Here is a 17,551-nt window from a genome sequence, read left to right on the forward strand (position 1 = left end):
TGTGTCAGCGGCGGCCCGCCGGCGTGGGCGTCCCGTTCCCCATCAGGCGGGCGATCCAGCGGTCCAGCGGGAGCAGGTTGATCCCGACGACGATCGGCACGTGCGCCAGCGTGAACAGCACGGCCCCGCCGAACGAGATCGGCCCGCCGGTGATCACGTTGATGTGCGGCGCGTCGATGACGGCGGGGATGTCGACCGGGTTGACGAGCTGCCACATGACGTCGAGGAGCCCCGAGAACACGATGACGATGCCGCTGATCGCGATCTTCAGGCAGCGCCCGGGGCTGCCGCCGCCGATGCGGAAGGCGGCGGCCACGGTGAGCACGATCCCGGGATAGAGCAGCAGGTAAAGGTGGGTGTAGAAGCTGTCACCCTCGATACGCGCGGTGTCGCCGTAGTAGAAATAACTCACCCTCGGGATGACGTACGCGGTGAAGAACACGAACGGGACGTACAACAGCCAGTGCAGCCGCTCCGACACCCACGGGAAGAACGCGATCGCGCAGCACAGGAAGGCGAAGGCGACCAGTTTGACGCCGAGCTCCCAGGCGGCGCCGATCTCCCGGCCGTGCGGGGTGGCCAGCCAGACGAACCCGAAACCGAGCGCCCCCACGAGGAGGGCGATCCACCACAGGTGCGGGGCCCATCGGGAGGTGCCGGGGTTCTCCGTGTCCGCAGGGGGTGACGGAGACTGCGGTGCGTCGCCACGGACCGTCATGAAGCTCCGCGTCTCCCATCTGACGTTGCCACTCAAAAGCTGGCGATCTGGATAAATGCATCGAATCCGGATTTATGCCGAGATACCCGGCATTACGCCTTCCCCCGAAGTCCACACATTCCCCGCCAACATTCCGAAATGGGACCCTATACGTTCCTCTGCATAGATGGCGAGAGGTCTGTGGATCTCCACCCGGGAGACCCCCGAGGATCGGCTCCCAGCGCCGATCGCTCGTTCGATCATGGGGCGGCCGCGTAGAGAGCCGGCGCGCCCGCCCGGACGGCTTGGTCAGCCCCAGTATGACGGATTGCGTCGAAGTAGACTTAGACGTAATTCGCTCCAGTGGATATGGGGGAGACCTGATGAAGACGAGTCTGCTTGCCAAGCCGGACGACGTGGTCGACCGCGACCGGGAGTGGGGTCTGCTCGCGGAGTTCCTCACTGACCCGGATCCCGCGATGCGGCTCGGGATCGTGTCCGGGCGTCGGCGGCACGGGAAGTCGTACCTTCTCCAGGCTCTGTCCGAGCAGGTCGGCGGCCTGTACGTGACCGCGGTCCGGGAGGAGGGGCGGCTGCCCGCGATTCGGCGGTTCAGTGACGCGGTCGCGGCGCATGCCGGTCTGCGGCCGGGGAGTCTGCGCCTGACGGACTGGCGTGACGTCCTGTCCAACGCCCTTGAGGTGGTCGCCCGTTCGCCTCACCCGCTCCTGGTGATCGACGAGTTGCCGTACCTGCTCCAGCACTCGCCTGAGATCCCAGGACTGCTCCAGCAGCTCTACGACGAGCGCCAGCGCGGGACCGGCGCTGGGCCGGGTCCGCGGCTGATCCTGTGCGGCTCCGCGATGAGTGTCATGCACGAACTGCTCTCGGGGACCAAGCCGCTGCGGGGCCGTGCCGTGGTCGATCTACGGCTCGGGCCCTTCGACTACCGGGACAGCCGGACCTTCTGGCAGATCAGCGATCCGCTGACCGCGCTGAAGGTGCACGCGGTGCTCGGCGGGGCGCCCGGCTACCGGCCGGTGGCCGGGCGGCCGCATCCGGACGACGGCTTCGACGCCTGGCTCACCCGGACGCTGCTCGACCCGGGCAGGGCGGTCTACTCGCGTACCGAGACCGAGTATCTGCTGCGCGAGGACCCGAGGATCACGCAGCACACGCTCTATTACGACATCCTCACCACGATCGCGCAGGGCGCCGGCACGCCCAGCAAGATCGGCGCCGCTCTGGAACGCCCGCGCAACGCCGTCGCCCATCCGCTGGGTGTGCTGGAGTCGACCGGTTACGTCCGGCGAGAGCAGGACATCCTGCGCGCCCGGCATCCGGTCATCACTCTCGCCGACCCGGTCATCCGCTTCAACCAGCTCATCACCCTCCCGCAGGCCACCGCCGTGGAGCAGGGCTTCGCCGAGCAGGTGTGGCGGCAGGCCGCCCCGACCTTCAACTCCAAGATCCTCGGGCCGCACTTCGAGGACCTGGCCCGCGACTTCACCCGCCGTTACGCCCATGCCTTGCTGCCCGGTGGACTGCCCGGCCCGGTCGGCACCACCGAGGTCGCCGACCCGGTCGCTCGGACGAAGCACGAGGTCGACGTCATCGCCCTGGCCGCGGGCGAGCGCCCGCAGGCCCCCCGCGCGAGGATCGCGCTCCTGGGGGAGGCCAAGGCGACCGTCGCCCGCCGGGGGACCGGTGACCTGGAACGCCTGGAGCGCATCCGCGACCTGCTCACCGATCAGGGGTACGACACTGCCGCCACGACCCTGGCCCTGTACTCCCTGCACGGCTTCTACCCAAACCTGGTGGAGCTGGCCGACCGGCGCGACGACCTCCTCCTGATCGACCTGCCCGCCCTCTACGGAAGTTGACGGTGAACTTGGGACCCCGGGCAGGATACCGACTTCGCGTTGGTATCATCCCGACAGGGCGTCGGGAAATGGGCCATGGCGCTACGGAGAAAGGGTGTTCCATGCACATGATCATGAACCGCATCGACGTTCCCGCCGAGGACGCCAAGGCGTTCGAGGCCACCTTCATGGAGAGCATGCGCGCCACGCTCGACGGCGTGCCCGGCCTGCGGCGCAGTTCCCTCCTGCGTCCCACTGAAGAGGGACAGCCCTACGTGTCCACGATGGAGTTCGACTCCCGTGCGGACTTCGTCGCCTGGCTGCGCTCCGACTCGTTCAAGGCCGCCCACTCCGACCGGGAGGCGCCCGGCATGGACACCTCTTCCGCCATCGAGCAGTACGAGGAGATCGGGACGATCGCGAGCTGACGGCGACCCACGCTTCTAAGCCGATCCGGCTCAGGGCGTTGTGCTGTCCGAGGTGCGTACGAATGGCTCGAGCAGGGCTCGGGCGGATTCCCAGACGGTTTCGAGGTCGGTGCCGGATTCGATCAGGCGGGATCCGGTGAACACGATGGCGTTGATCATTTCTGCTGTCTCGGGCACGGTGGGGATGCCGAGGTGGCGTAGTGTGTCGGCGAGTGGTTCCAGGAGTTGCTGGTGCATGGTGCGGCTCTGTTCGGCGACGGTGTCGCCGGGTGCGACCTCCGCGAGGACGGTGGCCAGCGCGTGCTCGCCCTCGGTGATGAGTTCGAAGTTGGTCAGTACGTAGGCGAGCACGCGGTCGGCGGGGGTCGGGGCGGCGTCCATCGCGGCGGTGACTCGGGCTGACCAGCGGGGGAAGACGTCCTCCACCACCGCGTTGAGCAGGTCCTCCGCCGACCGGAAGTACTGGTAGAGGCTGGGCCGGGCCAGCCCCGCGCGGGCGGCGACCCGGGCCAGCGTCGGTGGCCGGCCGGTCTCGGCGAGGATCTGCCTGGCCGCGTCGAGCAGTGCGCGCTGCTGGGCGGCCCGATGCTCGGCCACGGTCGGCGCCTGGATGCGTGGCACCTGCCCTCCTCCACCCTGGTCGGTCTACTGCGACAGTCTCCCATCCACCATCGACAGGACGCGGTCGCAGTGGCCGAGCACGTCGTGCTCAGACGAGCTCTGTCTTGTAGAAGATGCTGGCCAAGCGGGCTCCCGAGAGGCCCGAGGCCAGGCCGAGGCAGAGGCGAGGGGCGCCGGAGACGATCTGGATGGCCATGCCCTCCGGCTCGCGGTAGTCCAGGGACTTGCCGGCCACGCTGCGCGCGCGCTGGATCTGCTGCCCGGTGCGCAGGTCGAGACTGGTGATGTAGGTGTTCCCCGGCGCTGGGTTCGCGTCGCTGTAGGCGTTGCCGGTCAGGATGTAGGCGAAGTCGCCGTAGGCCGCGTACCCCTGGAAGGTGCCCAGTCCGGACGGCTGGGCCACGTCGTGCAGGGGCTCGGGCGTGCCCGACGTCACCGCTGACAGCGCGTACACCGCGAAGCGGAACGAGCTCCCGTCCCAGTAACGCATGATCAGGCGGTCGGTCGAGGGATCGATCGCACAGGTGGTGTTGGTTGCGCCGGCGATGAGCGTGTACTTGGTGAGCGCCGTTGACGACGTCGTCAACGTCTGGCCGTTGACGAACTTGAACCTTGCCAGCCTGGTGCCCCGGGAGCTGCCGTCGTCGCTCACCCCGTCGGTCTCCGTCCACAGGTAGGCGGCGGCCCCTGACGGCTCGACGCCGATCTGGACGCCGTGGCCGAAGCCCTGGAGGTACATGTGGCCGAGAATCGCACCGGTCAAGCTCATCTTGGTCAGGCACAGGTGGCCGGCGGCATTCGAGCCGCTGCCGTTCCGGACCTGGACCGTGTAGATGTGTCCATGGACGTTGTCGATGGTGAACGACTGCATGACGGTCTCGTCGTACAGGGCCTTCTTCCAGATCAGCGAGGTCGAAGGGGCGGTCAGGTCGAACCTGGCCGCCGCACCGGCGGCGGTCGCGGCCGCCGGCGTCAGCGCGGCCGTCGCGGCGACCCCGGCGCCGAGCTTGAGGAGTCCTCTGCGGGTAACGGGCCCATGAAGTGTCATCTCGACGTCCGTTCGCTCAGCGAGCTTTCGTGATCACCTTTACTTTAGGTCGAACATGATCGAACGCCAGATAGTAAATGGCCGATGAGTGCTTATGGCCCGACGGTCGGCCCTCGGGTTGTCTTCGAACGGCCCTATCGGGAGCTGGGTGAAGGCGCAGAGCGGCTGACCGTTCAGCGCAGGGGGCGGAAGAAGGTGCGGATGTCGGTGACCAGGAGGTCGGGGGCCTCCATGGCGGCGAAGTGGCCGCCGCGGTCGAACTCCGACCAGTGCACGACGTTGTCGTTCTGTTCGGCGACGCGGCGGATGCCGGCGTCGCCCGGGAAGACCGCCACCCCCGTCGGGACGCGCGAGGGGCCCAGCGGCTGCGACCAGTCCATCGCGCCGTCCTTGTACAGGCGGGCGGCGGAACCGGCCGTGCCGGTGAGCCAGTAGACGGTGACATTGGTGAGCAGTTGGTCGCGGTCGACGGCGTCCTCGGGGAGTTCGGCGGCCGGGTCGGTCCATTCCTTGAACTTCTCGACGATCCAGGCCAGTTGCCCGGCCGGGGAGTCGTGCAGGCCGTAGGCCAGGGTCTGCGGACGGGTGGACTGGATGGCCGAGTATCCGGAGCGGTCGCCGGTGTCGGTGTAGAGCCGCAGCCGCGCCTGTTCGGTCTCGGTGAGATGCGGGTACGCGGCCGGGTCGCCGGTGGGGAAGCCCAGCGCTCCGTTGACGTGGACGCCCACGACCTGATCGGGTGCGATCCGGCCCAGGACGGGCGAGATCAGCGAGCCGGTGTCGCCGCCCTGTGCCCCGTAACGGGTGTAGCCGAGCCGGTGCATCCACTGCGCCCACGCCCGTGCGATCCGCTCCAGATTCCACCCGGTGCTACGTGCAGGGCCCGAGAACGCGAACCCGGGCAGGGACGGCGCCACCACGTGGAAGGCGTCGGCGGGATCGGCATCGTGCGCGCGTGGATCGGTGAGCGGGCCGATGACCTTCATGAACTCCACGATCGAGCCCGGCCAGCCGTGGCTGAGGATCAGCGGGAGGGCGTCAGGCTCGGGGGAACGCACGTGCAGCGCGTGCAGCCGCTCCCCGTCGATCACGGTTGTCACCTGGGGGAACCGGTTCAGCTCCGCCTCGTGGACGCGCCAGTCGTACGCGGTCATCCAGTGGTCGGCGAGGTTCCTCAGGTAACCGACGGGCACGCCGTACGACCACGCGGGGGCCGGTGCGTCGTCGGGCCAGCGGGTGCGGGCCAGTCTCGCGCGCAAATCGTCCAGATCGGCCTGCGGTATCGCGATGTGAAACGGCCGCAGCGCGGTGTCTCCTGGCATGCGGTGCTCCTTGCGCTCCGGTGTCGGTGACGTACGGTCGCGATCACCCAGCCGCCGAGACCCCTGGCGCCGGCGCGGGAGGCTCCTGCTCCCGGGGCTCTGCCGACGCTACGGTACGGCCGAGGCCGACGAGCTTGGTCAGGTAGCGATCGACCTGCTCCTCCAGCGGCGGCCAGGGCAGGTCGGGCTGATTGACCCGCATCGACACGGCCCCGTGCACCGCCGCCCTCAGGTCCAGCGAGACCGTCGCGGCGTCGTCGGCCGGGGCGAGTCCGGCGTCGATGCACTGCTGCACCGCGGCGGTGGTGCGCTCGGCCAGCTCCTGTTTGAACGACATGGCCGCCCGCTGGTTGAGCGTGCTCTCATGCAGGACTTTGTACAGGCCGGGGTGGCGTTGGACCCAGCTGCCCAGCAGCAGGACGCGGGCCCGTAGCCGCCCTGCCGGATCGGCGGCGCCGGTCTCGGCCCGGTCGACGGCCTCCAGCAGGTCGCGGTGGAACCGCTCCAGGGCGGTCAGGACGAGCGCGTCCCGGTCGGCGAAGTGAATGTAGACGGACGTCGCCGCGACGCCGACCTCCCGGGCCACCGCGCGCATGGACACGGCCTGGTCGTCGCCGTGTTCGTCCAGCAGTCGCAGGGCCGCGCCGACGATGTCCTCGCGCAGCCGCTCGCCCTGTCCGCGCGGGTTGCGGCCCCGCCTGCCACCGGAAGAGGAGGTGGTCATGTCCATGGTGGTCATTGTAGGCGAACAATTGTTGCCCTACAGTCGTAGCGCTACAGTCGTCCACATAGGGAGATGTCCATGGAGAACCAGGTGAAGGCATTGGACCCGGTGTTCGCCGAGATGAGCGCCGCCACCGACCGTCTGCTCTGGGACGAGTGCCCGGAGCTGACCACGCGCGAGAAGGTTCTGCTGTGCCTCACGGCCGACGTCTGCCAGCAGACCCTCGGCCTGCCCTTTCAGCGGCACGTGACGATGGCGGCGGACTGCGGCCTGTCGGCCGACGACCTGCGCGAAATGCTCCGTTTCGTCGCCTACGACAGCGGCTACCCCGCCGCACTGGCGGCGCTCTCCCGCCTGACCGACCTGGAACGGGAGCACAACCTGCCCGCCCCCACCGGCCAGAGCCACGAGGTGAACGCCCACGGCACGGGCAGCCCGATCCCCGAGCCGATGCGGCAGGCCGTGGCCGCCCTCGACGCGCCGTTCGGGATCTACATGGACCTGCAGTCGCGGATGCGCGCCGACATGCGGTTGCTGTCGGTCCGGGAGCGCGCGTTCATCACGATGACCGTCGACGTGCTCTTCCAGACCTTGCAGGAGAGCTTCCGCGCCCACACGATGCGCGCTCTCGGCTCCGGCGCCACGCCGGAGGAGGCCCGTGCCGTCGTACGGTTCTCCGCGCAGTTCGGCATGACCAAGGCGTGGCGCGCCATGCACGTGCTCGACGCCCTGCTCACCGAACATGCCGCACGTTGACGGCGAAAGCCGCGGCGCCAGGACGGCCCGACCGGCCGCCGAAGCGTCACAGAGGCAGGCCCGCTCTGTCGGCTTCGGTGAACAGGAGGGTGGGTTCGGCGAGGATGTCGCGGCCCGTCTCGCTCTTGTAGATCGCGTCGACGCTGCCGAACCTCGCCTCGGCGTAGTCGAACCCGAGGAGCGACGCGCCCCGGCGGACCGTCGCCTCGTCCGGGCCCTCGATCTCGACGAAGGTGGGCAGGCCGGGCCAGGTGTCGATGTCGAAGACGAGGTCGTCGAGGCGCCACTCCTCGCGGTAGTTCTCCTGGTAGCGGACCTCGCGCAGGCCGAGACCCCGGAGGATGCCGGCCATGGCGAGGGGATCGGCGACCTCGGTCTCGATCTCGGTGGTGCCGTCGATGACGGTGGCGTCCGTGACGTGCTTGAGCGTGAGCGTGGCGCGGGTCCCTTCGTCGCGCAGCCGGAGCCACTGGCCGCTGCCGAGGGCGTCGTTCTCGAAGATCCGCCGGGTGAGGAGGGTGCGGGGGAACGCCTGGACGGCGCCCAGAGCGGTCAGCTCAGCCCGGAGATCGGCGACGTCGACGGACAGGAACGTGGCCTCGTACTCGTGCTTCATGGATCTCCTCGTTCGGAACCTGGGTGACGGCGGCGGCCCATTCTCCCGGGCAGGTACGGCCGGAGCGCGTCCGCCGGAATAGGCCAGCCGAAACCGGGCATGAGACGCACCATGTCAGGAAGGGGCTGGTTGGCCCGCTGGCCGGTGATTCGCCAGCTCAGGGGCCAGGACGGCAGGAGCGACGCCGCACGGTCGCCCCGTACCGACGCGCTGCGCCCGCGCACCGAGGACGCCGCCACGGTGGCGCGCTCCATCTGCCCCTACTGCGCGGTCGGCTGCGGCCAGCTCGTCTACGTCGAGGACGGCGAGGTCACCCAGATCGAGGGCGATCCCGACTCGCCGATCTCCCGGGGGCGGCTGTGCCCCAAGGGGTCGGCCAGCAAGCAGCTCGTCACCCATCCGGGCCGCCAGACCCAGGTGCTCTACCGCAGACCGTACGGCACCGGCTGGGAGCGGCTCGACCTGGACACCGCGATGGAGATGATCGCCGACAGGGTGGTGCGCACCCGGCGGGAGACCTGGGAGGAGACCCACGAGGGCAAGGTCGTGCGGCGCACGATGGGCATCGCCAGTCTGGGCGGGGCGACGCTCGACGACGAAGAGAACTACCTGATGAAGAAGCTCTACACCGCACTCGGCGCCGTCCAGGTGGAGAACCAGGCCCGTATTTGACACTCCTCCACCGTCCCCGGTCTGGGGACCAGCTTCGGGCGTGGCGGCGCGACGACCTTCCAGCAGGATCTGGCGGAGGCGGACTGCATCGTCATCCAGGGCTCCAACATGGCCGAATGCCACCCCGTGGGGTTCCAGTGGGTGGTGGAGGCCAAGGCGCGGGGGGCCAGGGTGTTCCACGTGGACCCGCGGTTCACCCGGACCAGCGCGCTGGCCGACCGGCACCTGCCGATCCGCGCGGGCAGTGACATCGTGCTGCTCGGCGCGCTGATCAACCACGTGCTGGCGAACGAGCTGGACTTCCGCGAGTACGTGCTGGCGTACACGAACGCCGCCACCCTCGTGTCCGAGGACTTCCGTGACACCGAGGACCTCGACGGCCTGTTCTCCGGCTGGGATCCGGAGACGGGCACCTACGATCCGAGGAGCTGGGCGTACGAGTCCACGGGTGAGCAGCCGTCGGCCGAGCAGGCGGAGGGCGGCCGCCGGCACGCCGAGGCGGCCGGGGCGGACACGTACGGGGCGGGCGGGCCGGCCGCGCACCCGAGCCCGCGCACGGACCCGACGCTGACCCACCCGCGCTGCGTCTACCAGATCCTGAAGCGGCACTTCGCCCGCTACACCCCGGAGCTGGTCGAGCAGCTGTGCGGCATCCCGCGCGACGGCTTCGCCGAGCTGGCCGAGGCCGTCGCCGCGAACTCCGGCCGCGAGCGCACCACCGCTTGGGTCTACTCCGTCGGCTGGACCCAGCACACCGTCGGCGCGCAGTACATCCGCACCGCCTCGATCCTGCAGCTCCTCCTCGGCAACATGGGCCGGCCCGGCGGCGGCATCCTGGCGCTGCGCGGGCACGCCAGCATCCAGGGCTCGACCGACATCCCGACGCTGTTCAACGTCCTGCCGGGCTATCTGGACATGCCGAACGCCCACCGGCACGGCGGCCTGGACCACTACCTGGAGCTGGAGGGCGGCACGACGGGCTTCTGGGGCAACCGGCGCGCCTACCTGGTGAGCCTGCTCAAGGCGTGGTGGGGCGAGGCCGCCACCGAGGCGAACGACTTCTGCTTCGGCCACCTGCCGCGCATCACCGGCGACCACGGCCACTACACCACCGTGATGGGCCAGATCGACGGCACCGTGAAGGGCTACTTCGTGGTGGGGGAGAACCCCGCCGTGGGCTCCTCCGGCGGCCGGGCGCAGCGCCTCGGCCTGGCGAACCTCGACTGGCTCGTCGTCCGGGACCTGACCCTGGTGGAGACGGCCACGTTCTGGCTGGACGGGCCGGAGCTGGAGACGGGCGAGCTGCGCACCGAGGACATCGGCACCGAGGTGTTCTTCCTGCCCGCCGCGAGTCACGTGGAGAAGGAGGGCACGTTCACCAACACCCAGCGGCTGCTCCAATGGCGGGAGAAGGCGCTCGACCCGGTCGGCGACCGCCGCAGCGAGCTGTGGTTCTACTACCACCTCGGCAAGCTGATCAGGCAGCGGCTGACCGACGACGAGATCGACCGGCCGGTGCGCGAGCTGACTTGGGACTACCCGGAGCACGGCGTGCACCGGGAGCCCTCGGCCGAGGCCGTGCTCCGGGAGATCAACGGGGTCGGCCCCGACGGGCGGGCCCTGTCGGCCTACACCCAGCTCCAGGCCGACGGCTCCACCACCTGCGGCTGCTGGATCTACTGCGGGGTGTACGCCGACGAGGTCAACCAGGCCGCCCGCCGCCGCCCCGGCCGGGAGCAGAGCGCCGTGGCGCCCGAATGGGGCTGGGCGTGGCCGGCCAACCGCCGCATCCTGTACAACCGGGCCTCCGCCGACCCCGAGGGCCGCCCGTGGAGCGAACGTAAGGCGTACGTGTGGTGGGACGCCGAACGCGGCGAGTGGACCGGGCACGACGTGCCCGACTGCGAGATCGGCAAGCCGCCCGGCTACGTGCCGCCCGAGGGCGCCTTCGCCCAGGCCTCGCTCGCCGGGACCGACCCGTTCATCATGCAGTCCGACGGCAAGGGCTGGCTGTACGTCCCGACCGGGCTCGTCGACGGCCCGCTGCCCGCCCACTACGAGCCGCATGAGTCCCCGGTCGGCAATCCGCTCTACAGCCAGCAGGCCAACCCGGCCAGGCACACCTACCACCGGCCCGAGAGCCCGTACAACGCGCCGGGGGGTCGCTTCCCTTACGTGCTGACGACGTACAGGCTGACCGAGCATCACACGGCGGGCGCGATGAGCCGGCCGCTCGCCTACCTCGCCGAGCTGCAGCCCGAGCTGTTCTGCGAGGTGTCGCCGCGGCTCGCGGAGGAGCTGGGGCTGGTCAACGGCGGCTGGGCGACCATCGTGACCAGCCGCGCCGTCGTGGAGGCCAGGGTGCTGGTCACCGGGCGGGTGCGGCCGCTGCGCGTCGGGGGCAGGGTCGTCCACCAGGTGGGCCTGCCGTACCACTGGGGATGGGGCGGCGGCGGGCTGGTCACCGGCGACGTCGCCAACGACCTGATGCCGCTGGTGCTCGACCCGAACGTCTACATCCAGGAGAGCAAGGCCATGACCTGTGACGTGCTGCCGGGCCGCCGGCCGAGGGGCCCGGCGATGCTCGACCTGCTGGAGAGGTACCGCGATGGCTGAGCGGATGGGGTTCTTCACCGACACGAGCATCTGCATCGGGTGCAAGGCGTGCGAGGTGGCCTGCAAGGAGTGGAACCAGCTCCCCGACGACGGCTTCGTCTTCGAGGCGACCTCCTACGACAACACCGGCATGCTGGGCGCGAGCACCTGGCGGCACGTCGCGTTCATCGAGCAGTCGCGGCCGGTGGCCGCCGGCGGTGACGACGGCGTGGATCGGTGGCTGATGTCCTCCGACGTGTGCAAGCACTGTACGCACGCCGCCTGCCTGGACGTCTGCCCGACCGGGGCGCTGTTCCGGACCGAGTTCGACACGGTGGTGGTGCAGCCCGACGTCTGCAACGGGTGCGGCTATTGCGTGCCCGCCTGCCCGTACGGCGTGATCGACCGGCGAAAGGACGACGGGCGGGCCTGGAAGTGCACGATGTGCTACGACCGGCAGCTCGGTGGCCTGGAACCGGCCTGCGCCAAGGCGTGCCCCACCGACTCGATCCAGTTCGGGCCGCTCGACGAGCTCCGGGCGCGCGCCGAGGAGCGGGTGACCCGCCTGCGCGCCGACGGCAACACCGAGGCCCGCCTGTACGGCGAGAGCCCCGACGACGGGGTGGGCGGGGCGGGGGCGTTCTTCCTGCTGCTGGACGAGCCCGAGGTGTACGGCCTGCCGCCGGATCCGGTGGTGACCACGCGTGACCTGCCCGCCATGTGGGGCTGGGCGGGCGCGGCGGCGCTGTCGGCGGTGGGCGCCGTGGCCCTCGCCTTTCTGGGTACGGGAGAGCGGCGGTGACGCGCGAGCGGGCCATGGTGCCCGAGGCGGAGTTCCGGTCCTACTACGGCCGCCCGGTGATCAAGGCGCCCATCTGGCACGAACCCCACATGCCGACATATCTGTATTTGGGGGGTTTGTCGGGAGTTTCGTCCTCGATGGCCGTCATGGCCCGGCTGACCGGCCACCCCCGCCTGGCCCGCACCGCCCGCGTCGCGGCGGCGGCCGGGGCGGCCCTCGGCGCCGGGCTGCTCGCCGCCGAGCTGGGCAGGCCCGCACGGTTCCTCAACATGCTGCGGGTCTTCAAGCCCACCTCACCGATGAGCGTCGGCTCATGGATCCTCGCCGCCCAGGGCGGACTGTCAGCCATCGCCGTGGCCGGCGACCTGGCCGGCGACCTGCCGAAGACCGGTGGCCGGGCGGGCCGTCTGCCGGGCGCCGGTGGTCCGGCGGGCCGTCTGCCGGTGGCCGCTGGTTTGGCGGGCTTCCTGTCGGGTGCCGGTGGTCCGGCGGGCCGTCTGCCGGGGGCTGGTGGCTTGGTGGGTCTCCTGCCGGTGGCCGGTGATGCGGCGCTCCTGGCGACCGGGGTGACCGGGCCGCTGACCGCCACCTACACCGCCGTCCTGATCGCCGACACCGCCGTGCCCGCCTGGCACGAGGCGTACCGGGAGCTGCCGTTCCTGTTCGCGGGCAGCGCGATGGCCGCCGCCGGGGCGGCCTGCATGCTCGGCACGCCCCCGGCCCAGGCCGGTCCGGCCCGCGCCGTGGCCGCGCTCGGGGCGGCCGTGGAGACGGTCGCCGGGCAGGTGCTGGAACGCCGGCTCGGGTTCATCGGCGAGCCGTACCGAACAGGGCGGGCCGGTCGGCTCATGCGGGCCGCGCGCGTCCTGACGGTCGGCGGCGGGCTGCTCGCCGTGGTCGCCGGCCGCGGCCGCGCCCTCACCGCCCTGTCCGGGCTCGCCCTGACGGCGGGCTCCCTCTACACCCGCTTCGGCATCCTCGAAGCAGGCCGCGCCTCGGCCGCCGACCCCAAATACACCGTCGTCCCCCAACGCCACCGCCTCGACGCACAGTCCTCGCCCGACCATGGCTCGGCCGCGGGGGCGGAGCAGCCGGCGAGCTGACGGTCAGTTCGGGCCGTGTCCCGTCGGGTCAGCGTCCAGTTCGGGCTGTGTTCTGTCCGGTCAGCGTGCTGCTCGTTCAGCGTAGGCGTAGGTGGGGGCCGGACAAGGGGATCAGCTCGCCGATGATCGGTGCGCCCGGGAGCTCGCCGGCGATCAGGAGACCGCCCGAGGTCTGGGCGTCGGCGAGGAGCAGCAGCTCGTCCCCGCCGAAGCCGCCCGGGTCGAGCCAGGGCCGTACCCAGTCGAGGTTGCGGCGGGTGCCGCCGCTCACGTAGCCGTCGCGCAGCGCCTCCCGGGCACCCTCCAGGTACGGCACCGCCGCCACGTCCACCACCGCCGTCACCCCACTGGCCCGGGCCAGCTTGTACAGGTGCCCGAGCAGGCCGAACCCGGTCACGTCCGTGGCGCACTCCACCCCGGCGGCCAGCGCGGCGCGGGCGGCGTCGCGGTTCAGCGTGGTCATCGCGGTCACCGCCTGCGGGAACACCTCGCCCGTCGCCTTGTGCCGCGAGTTCAGCACCCCGATGCCGAGCGGCTTGGTCAGCGAGATCGGCAGGCCGGGCCGGGCGGCCCCGATACGCAGCAGCCGTGCCGGGTCGGCCAGGCCGGTGACCGCCATGCCGTACTTCGGCTCCGGGTCGTCCACGCTGTGGCCGCCGGAGACGTGGCAGCCCGCCTCCCGCGCCACGTCCAGGCCACCGCGCAGCACCTGTCTCGCCAGTTCGAGCGGCAGCCGCTCGCGAGGCCACCCGAGCAGGTTCACCGCCACCAGCGGCTCCCCGCCGACCGCGTACACATCGGACAGGGCATTGGCCGCCGCGACCCGCCCCCAGTCGTACGGATCGTCCACCACGGGCGTGAAGAAGTCGGCGGTGAGCACGACCGCCCGGCCTCCCTCGATCCGCACCACGGCGGCATCGTCCCCGTCATCCAGACCGATGACCAACTCTCCGACGCCGGTCGCGGGGGGAGGTGGGGAGTCGGCGTCGGCACGGGTGGGAGGCCGGGAACCAGACCTGGCATCGGCGCGGATGGCGGGGGGAAGTGGGGTGATGAGGTCGGCGACGATGGATTCGAGTTCGCCGGGTGGGATCTTGCAGGCGCAGCCGCCGCCGTGGGCGTACTGCGTCAGACGGGTCGGATTCGCGGGTGTCGTGGCCCTCATCACGCAGCGTTACTTACCCAGCCGTGGGTAGGTTTTCCCGTGGAGGTGTCTGGGCGCCTGGTGGCCCCCGCGGTCTTCAAAACCGACGAGGTCGAGGTCCTCGGCCTGGCGGGTTCGATTCCCGTCCGCCTCCGCTTATGTTCGGAATATGAAGGACCGACGCAGGCTGGTGCCGCGCACCGACGCCGTGCTCGCCGTGCTCGCCGATGCGCGGCTGGTGGAGGCGGGTGGGCGGCTGGGCCGGTCGGTGGTCAAGGCGGCGGTGGCAGCGGCCCAGGAGCGGGCGCTGCCGGCGCTCGCGGAGGTGCCGGGCTGATGCACGTCGTGGCCACCGCGGGTCACGTCGACCACGGCAAGTCCACCCTGGTACGGGCCCTCACCGGCATGGAGCCGGACCGCCTGGACGAGGAACGCCGGCGCGGCCTCACCATCGAACTCGGCTACGCGTGGACCGGCCTGCCGTCGGGGGAACGGCTCGCGTTCGTGGACGTACCAGGTCATGAGCGGTTTCTCGGCACGATGCTCGCGGGGGTGGGGCCGGTGCCGGCCGTCATGTTCGTGGTGGCGGCCGACGAGGGGTGGATGCCGCAGTCGGAGGAGCACCTGGTCGCCCTGGAGGCCCTCGGCCTACGCCACTGCCTGCTGGTGGTGACCCGATCAGACCTCGCCGACCCGACCCCGGCGCTCGACGAGTCCCGCACCCGCCTGAACGCGGCCCTCGGCCCGCGCTTGGACGCGGCGCCGGTTGAGCCGGTCGGCTCCCGGGCGGGACTCGGTGAGCCGGTTGGTGGGGTGGGAGCGGTTGTGGTGAGTGGGCGTACGGGTGAGGGGTTGCCTGAGTTGCGGCGGGCGTTGGATCGGTTGGTGGGTGGGCTGCCCAGGCCTGATCCGGGGGCGGAGGTTCGGCTGTGGATCGATCGGGCGTTCAGTGTGACCGGCAGCGGGACGGTGGTGACCGGGACGCTGCCTGCCGGGACGGTTTCGGTGGGTGATGAGCTGCTGCTCGCCGGGGAGCCGGTGCGGGTCAGGGGGCTGGAGTCGCTGAAGAAGGCGCGGGACACGGTGCCGGGGGTGGCCCGGGTGGCGGTCAACCTGCGTGGTCACCACCTCCCCGACCGGGGGCAGGCGCTCGTCACGCCGGGCGGGTGGACGTACACGGACCTGGTGGATGTACGTGTCGCGCCCGTCGGGGGGCAGCGGCAGGAGGCCGCCGGGTTGCCTCGGCGGTTGACCGTCCACGTGGGGTCGGCGGCGGTGACGGCCGAGGTACGGCCGCTCGGCGGGCGCGTCGTACGACTGCGCCTGGCCCGGCCGGTGCCGTTGCATCTCGGCGACGTGCTGCTGCTGCGCGACCCCGGACGTGACCGGTCCGAGGTGCGGGTGCTCGCCGGGGCGAGTGTCCTCGACGTGCGCCCGCCGTCCCTCCGCCGCCGTGGCGCCCCCAGGGAGCGAGCGGCACTCCTGGAAGCAGCCCTGCCCAAGCCCGCCGAGCCGGACGGGGGCAGTGGGTTCGGTGTGGCGTTCGCGTTGCGTACGCATCGGCTGTTGCGTGCCGGTGACCTGCGGGCCATGGGGGTCGTGCCTGAGGCTCCCGGCACGGTGGGGGAGTGGTACGTCGATCCCGAGCACTGGGCGGAGCTGGGCGGGCGGCTGGTGGCGGCGGTGGGGCGGTATGGGGAGGGGCATCCGCTGGAGCCCGCCATGCCGGTCGAGGCGGCTCGGCACGCGCTGGGGCTGCCCGATCGGCGGCTGGTCGTGGCGCTGGTACGGCCGCCGCTCACGCTGGTCGCAGGGCGGATCGCGGCGGGGCGGGCGGGGTTGCCGGCGCCGGTGGCGAGGGCGGTGGCGGGGGTGCGGCGGGAGCTGGCGGAGCGGCCGTTCCAGGCGCCGGAGGCGAAGCGGCTGGCCGAGCTCGGGCTGGGGACCAGGGAGCTGGCCGCGGCCGTACGGGCCGGGAGCCTGCTGCGGGTGACCGACGGGATCGTGCTGCTGCCGGGAGCCGACGCGCGGGCGGCCGAGCTGCTGAGCCGGTTGCCGCAACCGTTCACGGTCAGCCAGGCCGGACGCGCGCTCGACACCACCCGCCGGGTCGCCGTACCGCTGCTCGAACACCTCGACCGGGCCGGTCTCACCGAGCGGCTGGACGACGTTCATCGGCGCTGCACCTGACCTGCTTAGCGGCCAGATCCGGGGTAGGTATCAGGAAACAGGGGGATTCGGAACCATCGTCATCGGGGGTTTGCGATGGTCGGACACCTTCCGCGGCGGCTCGTCGCGGAAGCCATCGGGACAATGTTGCTGGTGATCTTCGGCGCCGGCTCCGTGGTGGCCGCGTTGCTCATGGGCGCCGGTGAGATCACCTACGCCGCGCTCGGATTCATCTCGCTGTCGTTCGCTCTGGTCGTCACGATCGTCATCTACGCCTTCGGCACCACCTCGGGCGCGCACATCAACCCGGCCGTCACCATCGCGCTGGCGGTGAGCCGCAGGTTCCCGTGGTCGGAGGTGGTGCCGTACATCGTGGCGCAGCTCGTCGGCGCGTTCGCCGGTGGACTGCTCATCGTGGCCGGCTTCGGCCGCCGGGCGGCGGACCTGGGCACCGGGCTCACCGCTCTCGCGAAGGGTGTGAGCTACGGGCAGGGCATCCTGCTGGAGGTGATGGGCACGTTCCTGCTGATGCTCACGATCATGGCGATGGCCGTGGACCGCCGGGCGCCGTCCGGCTGGGCGGGATGGATCATCGGCATGGCCGTCGCGGGTGAGATCTTCGTGATCGGCCCGATGACGGGCGGCGCGGTCAACCCGGCCCGCACCTTCGGCCCGTACTTGACGACGAGTCTGTTCGGCGGGGACACGCCGTGGTCGGAGTTCGGCGTCTACATCATCGGTCCCATCGTCGGCGCCGTGCTCGCCGTGCTCGTGTACGACCAGGTGGCGCGCCCGGTGCGCGAGGTGCCGGAGGAGGGCGAGCAGGGCACCGCCGGCGAGATCTCCGGCACCCGCGAGCCGCGCGGCGAGGCAGCCGCGGACGGGGAGCCCGCGGACGGGGAGAGCCGAGCGGTCCGGCGGCCGCGCGACGACCGGTTACAGCGCGGTGTCCGCCGTCTTCGCCCAGAACCCGGGAGGTGATCGATGACCAC

Annotated in this window: 16 protein-coding genes and 1 tRNA gene; 10 read left to right on the forward strand and 7 right to left on the reverse strand. The window is 71.1% G+C overall.

The genetic code is table 11. The features are described from left to right. Positions 1-4: 4 nt before the first annotated feature. Positions 5-718, reverse strand: a complete 714-nt coding sequence (locus OHA68_RS26645) for a hypothetical protein (RefSeq protein WP_327102683.1) — start codon at positions 716-718, stop codon at positions 5-7. A 362-nt stretch (positions 719-1,080) separates the two neighbouring features. Here OHA68_RS26645 and OHA68_RS26650 point away from each other — a divergent pair, with 362 nt between their 5' ends. Both OHA68_RS26650 and OHA68_RS26655 read left to right on the forward strand, forming a co-directional pair. Next, complete coding sequence (locus tag OHA68_RS26650; RefSeq protein ID WP_327102684.1) at positions 1,081-2,580, forward strand: ATP-binding protein; 1,500 nt, start codon at positions 1,081-1,083, stop codon at positions 2,578-2,580. A gap of 101 nt (positions 2,581-2,681) precedes the next feature. Next, positions 2,682-2,987 (forward strand): antibiotic biosynthesis monooxygenase family protein, encoded by a 306-nt coding sequence (locus OHA68_RS26655; RefSeq protein WP_327102685.1) that lies wholly within the window; start codon positions 2,682-2,684, stop codon positions 2,985-2,987. A gap of 30 nt (positions 2,988-3,017) precedes the next feature. Here the strand turns inward: OHA68_RS26655 and OHA68_RS26660 are convergent, their stop codons facing one another. From OHA68_RS26660 to OHA68_RS26675, 4 genes are all read right to left on the reverse strand, one after another. Next, positions 3,018-3,608: a TetR/AcrR family transcriptional regulator gene (locus tag OHA68_RS26660; RefSeq protein ID WP_327102686.1), complete on the reverse strand. Its 591-nt coding sequence runs from the start codon at positions 3,606-3,608 to the stop codon at positions 3,018-3,020. A gap of 88 nt (positions 3,609-3,696) precedes the next feature. Next, the gene (locus OHA68_RS26665) at positions 3,697-4,656 is read right to left on the reverse strand and encodes a phage baseplate protein (RefSeq protein WP_327102687.1); all 960 of its coding nucleotides are present in this window, start codon (positions 4,654-4,656) and stop codon (positions 3,697-3,699) included. Between the two features lie 173 nt (positions 4,657-4,829). Next, the gene (locus OHA68_RS26670; RefSeq protein WP_327102688.1) at positions 4,830-5,978 is read right to left on the reverse strand and encodes an epoxide hydrolase family protein; all 1,149 of its coding nucleotides are present in this window, start codon (positions 5,976-5,978) and stop codon (positions 4,830-4,832) included. Positions 5,979-6,021: 43 nt separating this feature from the next. Beyond that, complete coding sequence (locus OHA68_RS26675) at positions 6,022-6,708, reverse strand: TetR/AcrR family transcriptional regulator (protein WP_327102689.1); 687 nt, start codon at positions 6,706-6,708, stop codon at positions 6,022-6,024. A gap of 72 nt (positions 6,709-6,780) precedes the next feature. Here OHA68_RS26675 and OHA68_RS26680 point away from each other — a divergent pair, with 72 nt between their 5' ends. After that, positions 6,781-7,458, forward strand: coding sequence for a carboxymuconolactone decarboxylase family protein (locus OHA68_RS26680; RefSeq protein ID WP_327102690.1), 678 nt, complete (start codon positions 6,781-6,783; stop codon positions 7,456-7,458). Between the two features lie 46 nt (positions 7,459-7,504). On the opposite strand, the gene OHA68_RS26685 is transcribed toward OHA68_RS26680, so the two are convergent. Further along, on the reverse strand, positions 7,505-8,074 hold the full coding sequence (locus OHA68_RS26685; protein WP_327102691.1) for a class IV adenylate cyclase: 570 nt from the start codon (positions 8,072-8,074) through the stop codon (positions 7,505-7,507). 111 nt (positions 8,075-8,185) lie between these two features. Between OHA68_RS26685 and fdh the strand changes: the two genes are divergently transcribed. From fdh to nrfD, 3 genes are read left to right on the forward strand one after another with little or no spacing between them, the layout of a single operon-like run. Next, positions 8,186-11,362 (forward strand): formate dehydrogenase, encoded by a 3,177-nt coding sequence (fdh, locus tag OHA68_RS26690; RefSeq protein WP_327102692.1) that lies wholly within the window; start codon positions 8,186-8,188, stop codon positions 11,360-11,362. Next, positions 11,355-12,143 carry a 4Fe-4S dicluster domain-containing protein gene (locus tag OHA68_RS26695; RefSeq protein ID WP_327102693.1) on the forward strand — a complete coding sequence of 263 codons (789 nt, stop codon included), beginning with the start codon at positions 11,355-11,357 and terminating at the stop codon, positions 12,141-12,143. The genes fdh and OHA68_RS26695 overlap by 8 nt, the downstream gene beginning before the upstream one ends. Beyond that, positions 12,140-13,246: an NrfD/PsrC family molybdoenzyme membrane anchor subunit gene (gene nrfD / locus OHA68_RS26700; protein WP_327102694.1), complete on the forward strand. Its 1,107-nt coding sequence runs from the start codon at positions 12,140-12,142 to the stop codon at positions 13,244-13,246. The genes OHA68_RS26695 and nrfD overlap by 4 nt, the downstream gene beginning before the upstream one ends. Before the next feature lie 76 nt (positions 13,247-13,322). On the opposite strand, the gene selD is transcribed toward nrfD, so the two are convergent. Next, positions 13,323-14,411, reverse strand: coding sequence for a selenide, water dikinase SelD (gene selD / locus OHA68_RS26705; protein WP_327102695.1), 1,089 nt, complete (start codon positions 14,409-14,411; stop codon positions 13,323-13,325). Between the two features lie 41 nt (positions 14,412-14,452). Here selD and OHA68_RS26710 point away from each other — a divergent pair. From OHA68_RS26710 to OHA68_RS26725, 4 genes are all read left to right on the forward strand, one after another. Next, positions 14,453-14,546: transfer RNA gene (locus OHA68_RS26710), tRNA-Sec, on the forward strand. Between the two features lie 13 nt (positions 14,547-14,559). After that, complete coding sequence (locus OHA68_RS26715) at positions 14,560-14,727, forward strand: hypothetical protein (protein ID WP_327102696.1); 168 nt, start codon at positions 14,560-14,562, stop codon at positions 14,725-14,727. Then, positions 14,727-16,580, forward strand: coding sequence for a selenocysteine-specific translation elongation factor (gene selB / locus OHA68_RS26720; RefSeq protein WP_327102697.1), 1,854 nt, complete (start codon positions 14,727-14,729; stop codon positions 16,578-16,580). Before OHA68_RS26715 ends, selB begins: the two co-directional genes overlap by 1 nt. Positions 16,581-16,655: 75 nt before the next feature. Continuing rightward, the gene (locus tag OHA68_RS26725) at positions 16,656-17,540 is read left to right on the forward strand and encodes an MIP/aquaporin family protein (protein WP_327102698.1); all 885 of its coding nucleotides are present in this window, start codon (positions 16,656-16,658) and stop codon (positions 17,538-17,540) included. Positions 17,541-17,551: the final 11 nt, after the last annotated feature.

It is taken from the genome of Nonomuraea glycinis, from assembly GCF_035920485.1.
GTDB classification, from domain to species: domain Bacteria; phylum Actinomycetota; class Actinomycetes; order Streptosporangiales; family Streptosporangiaceae; genus Nonomuraea; species Nonomuraea glycinis.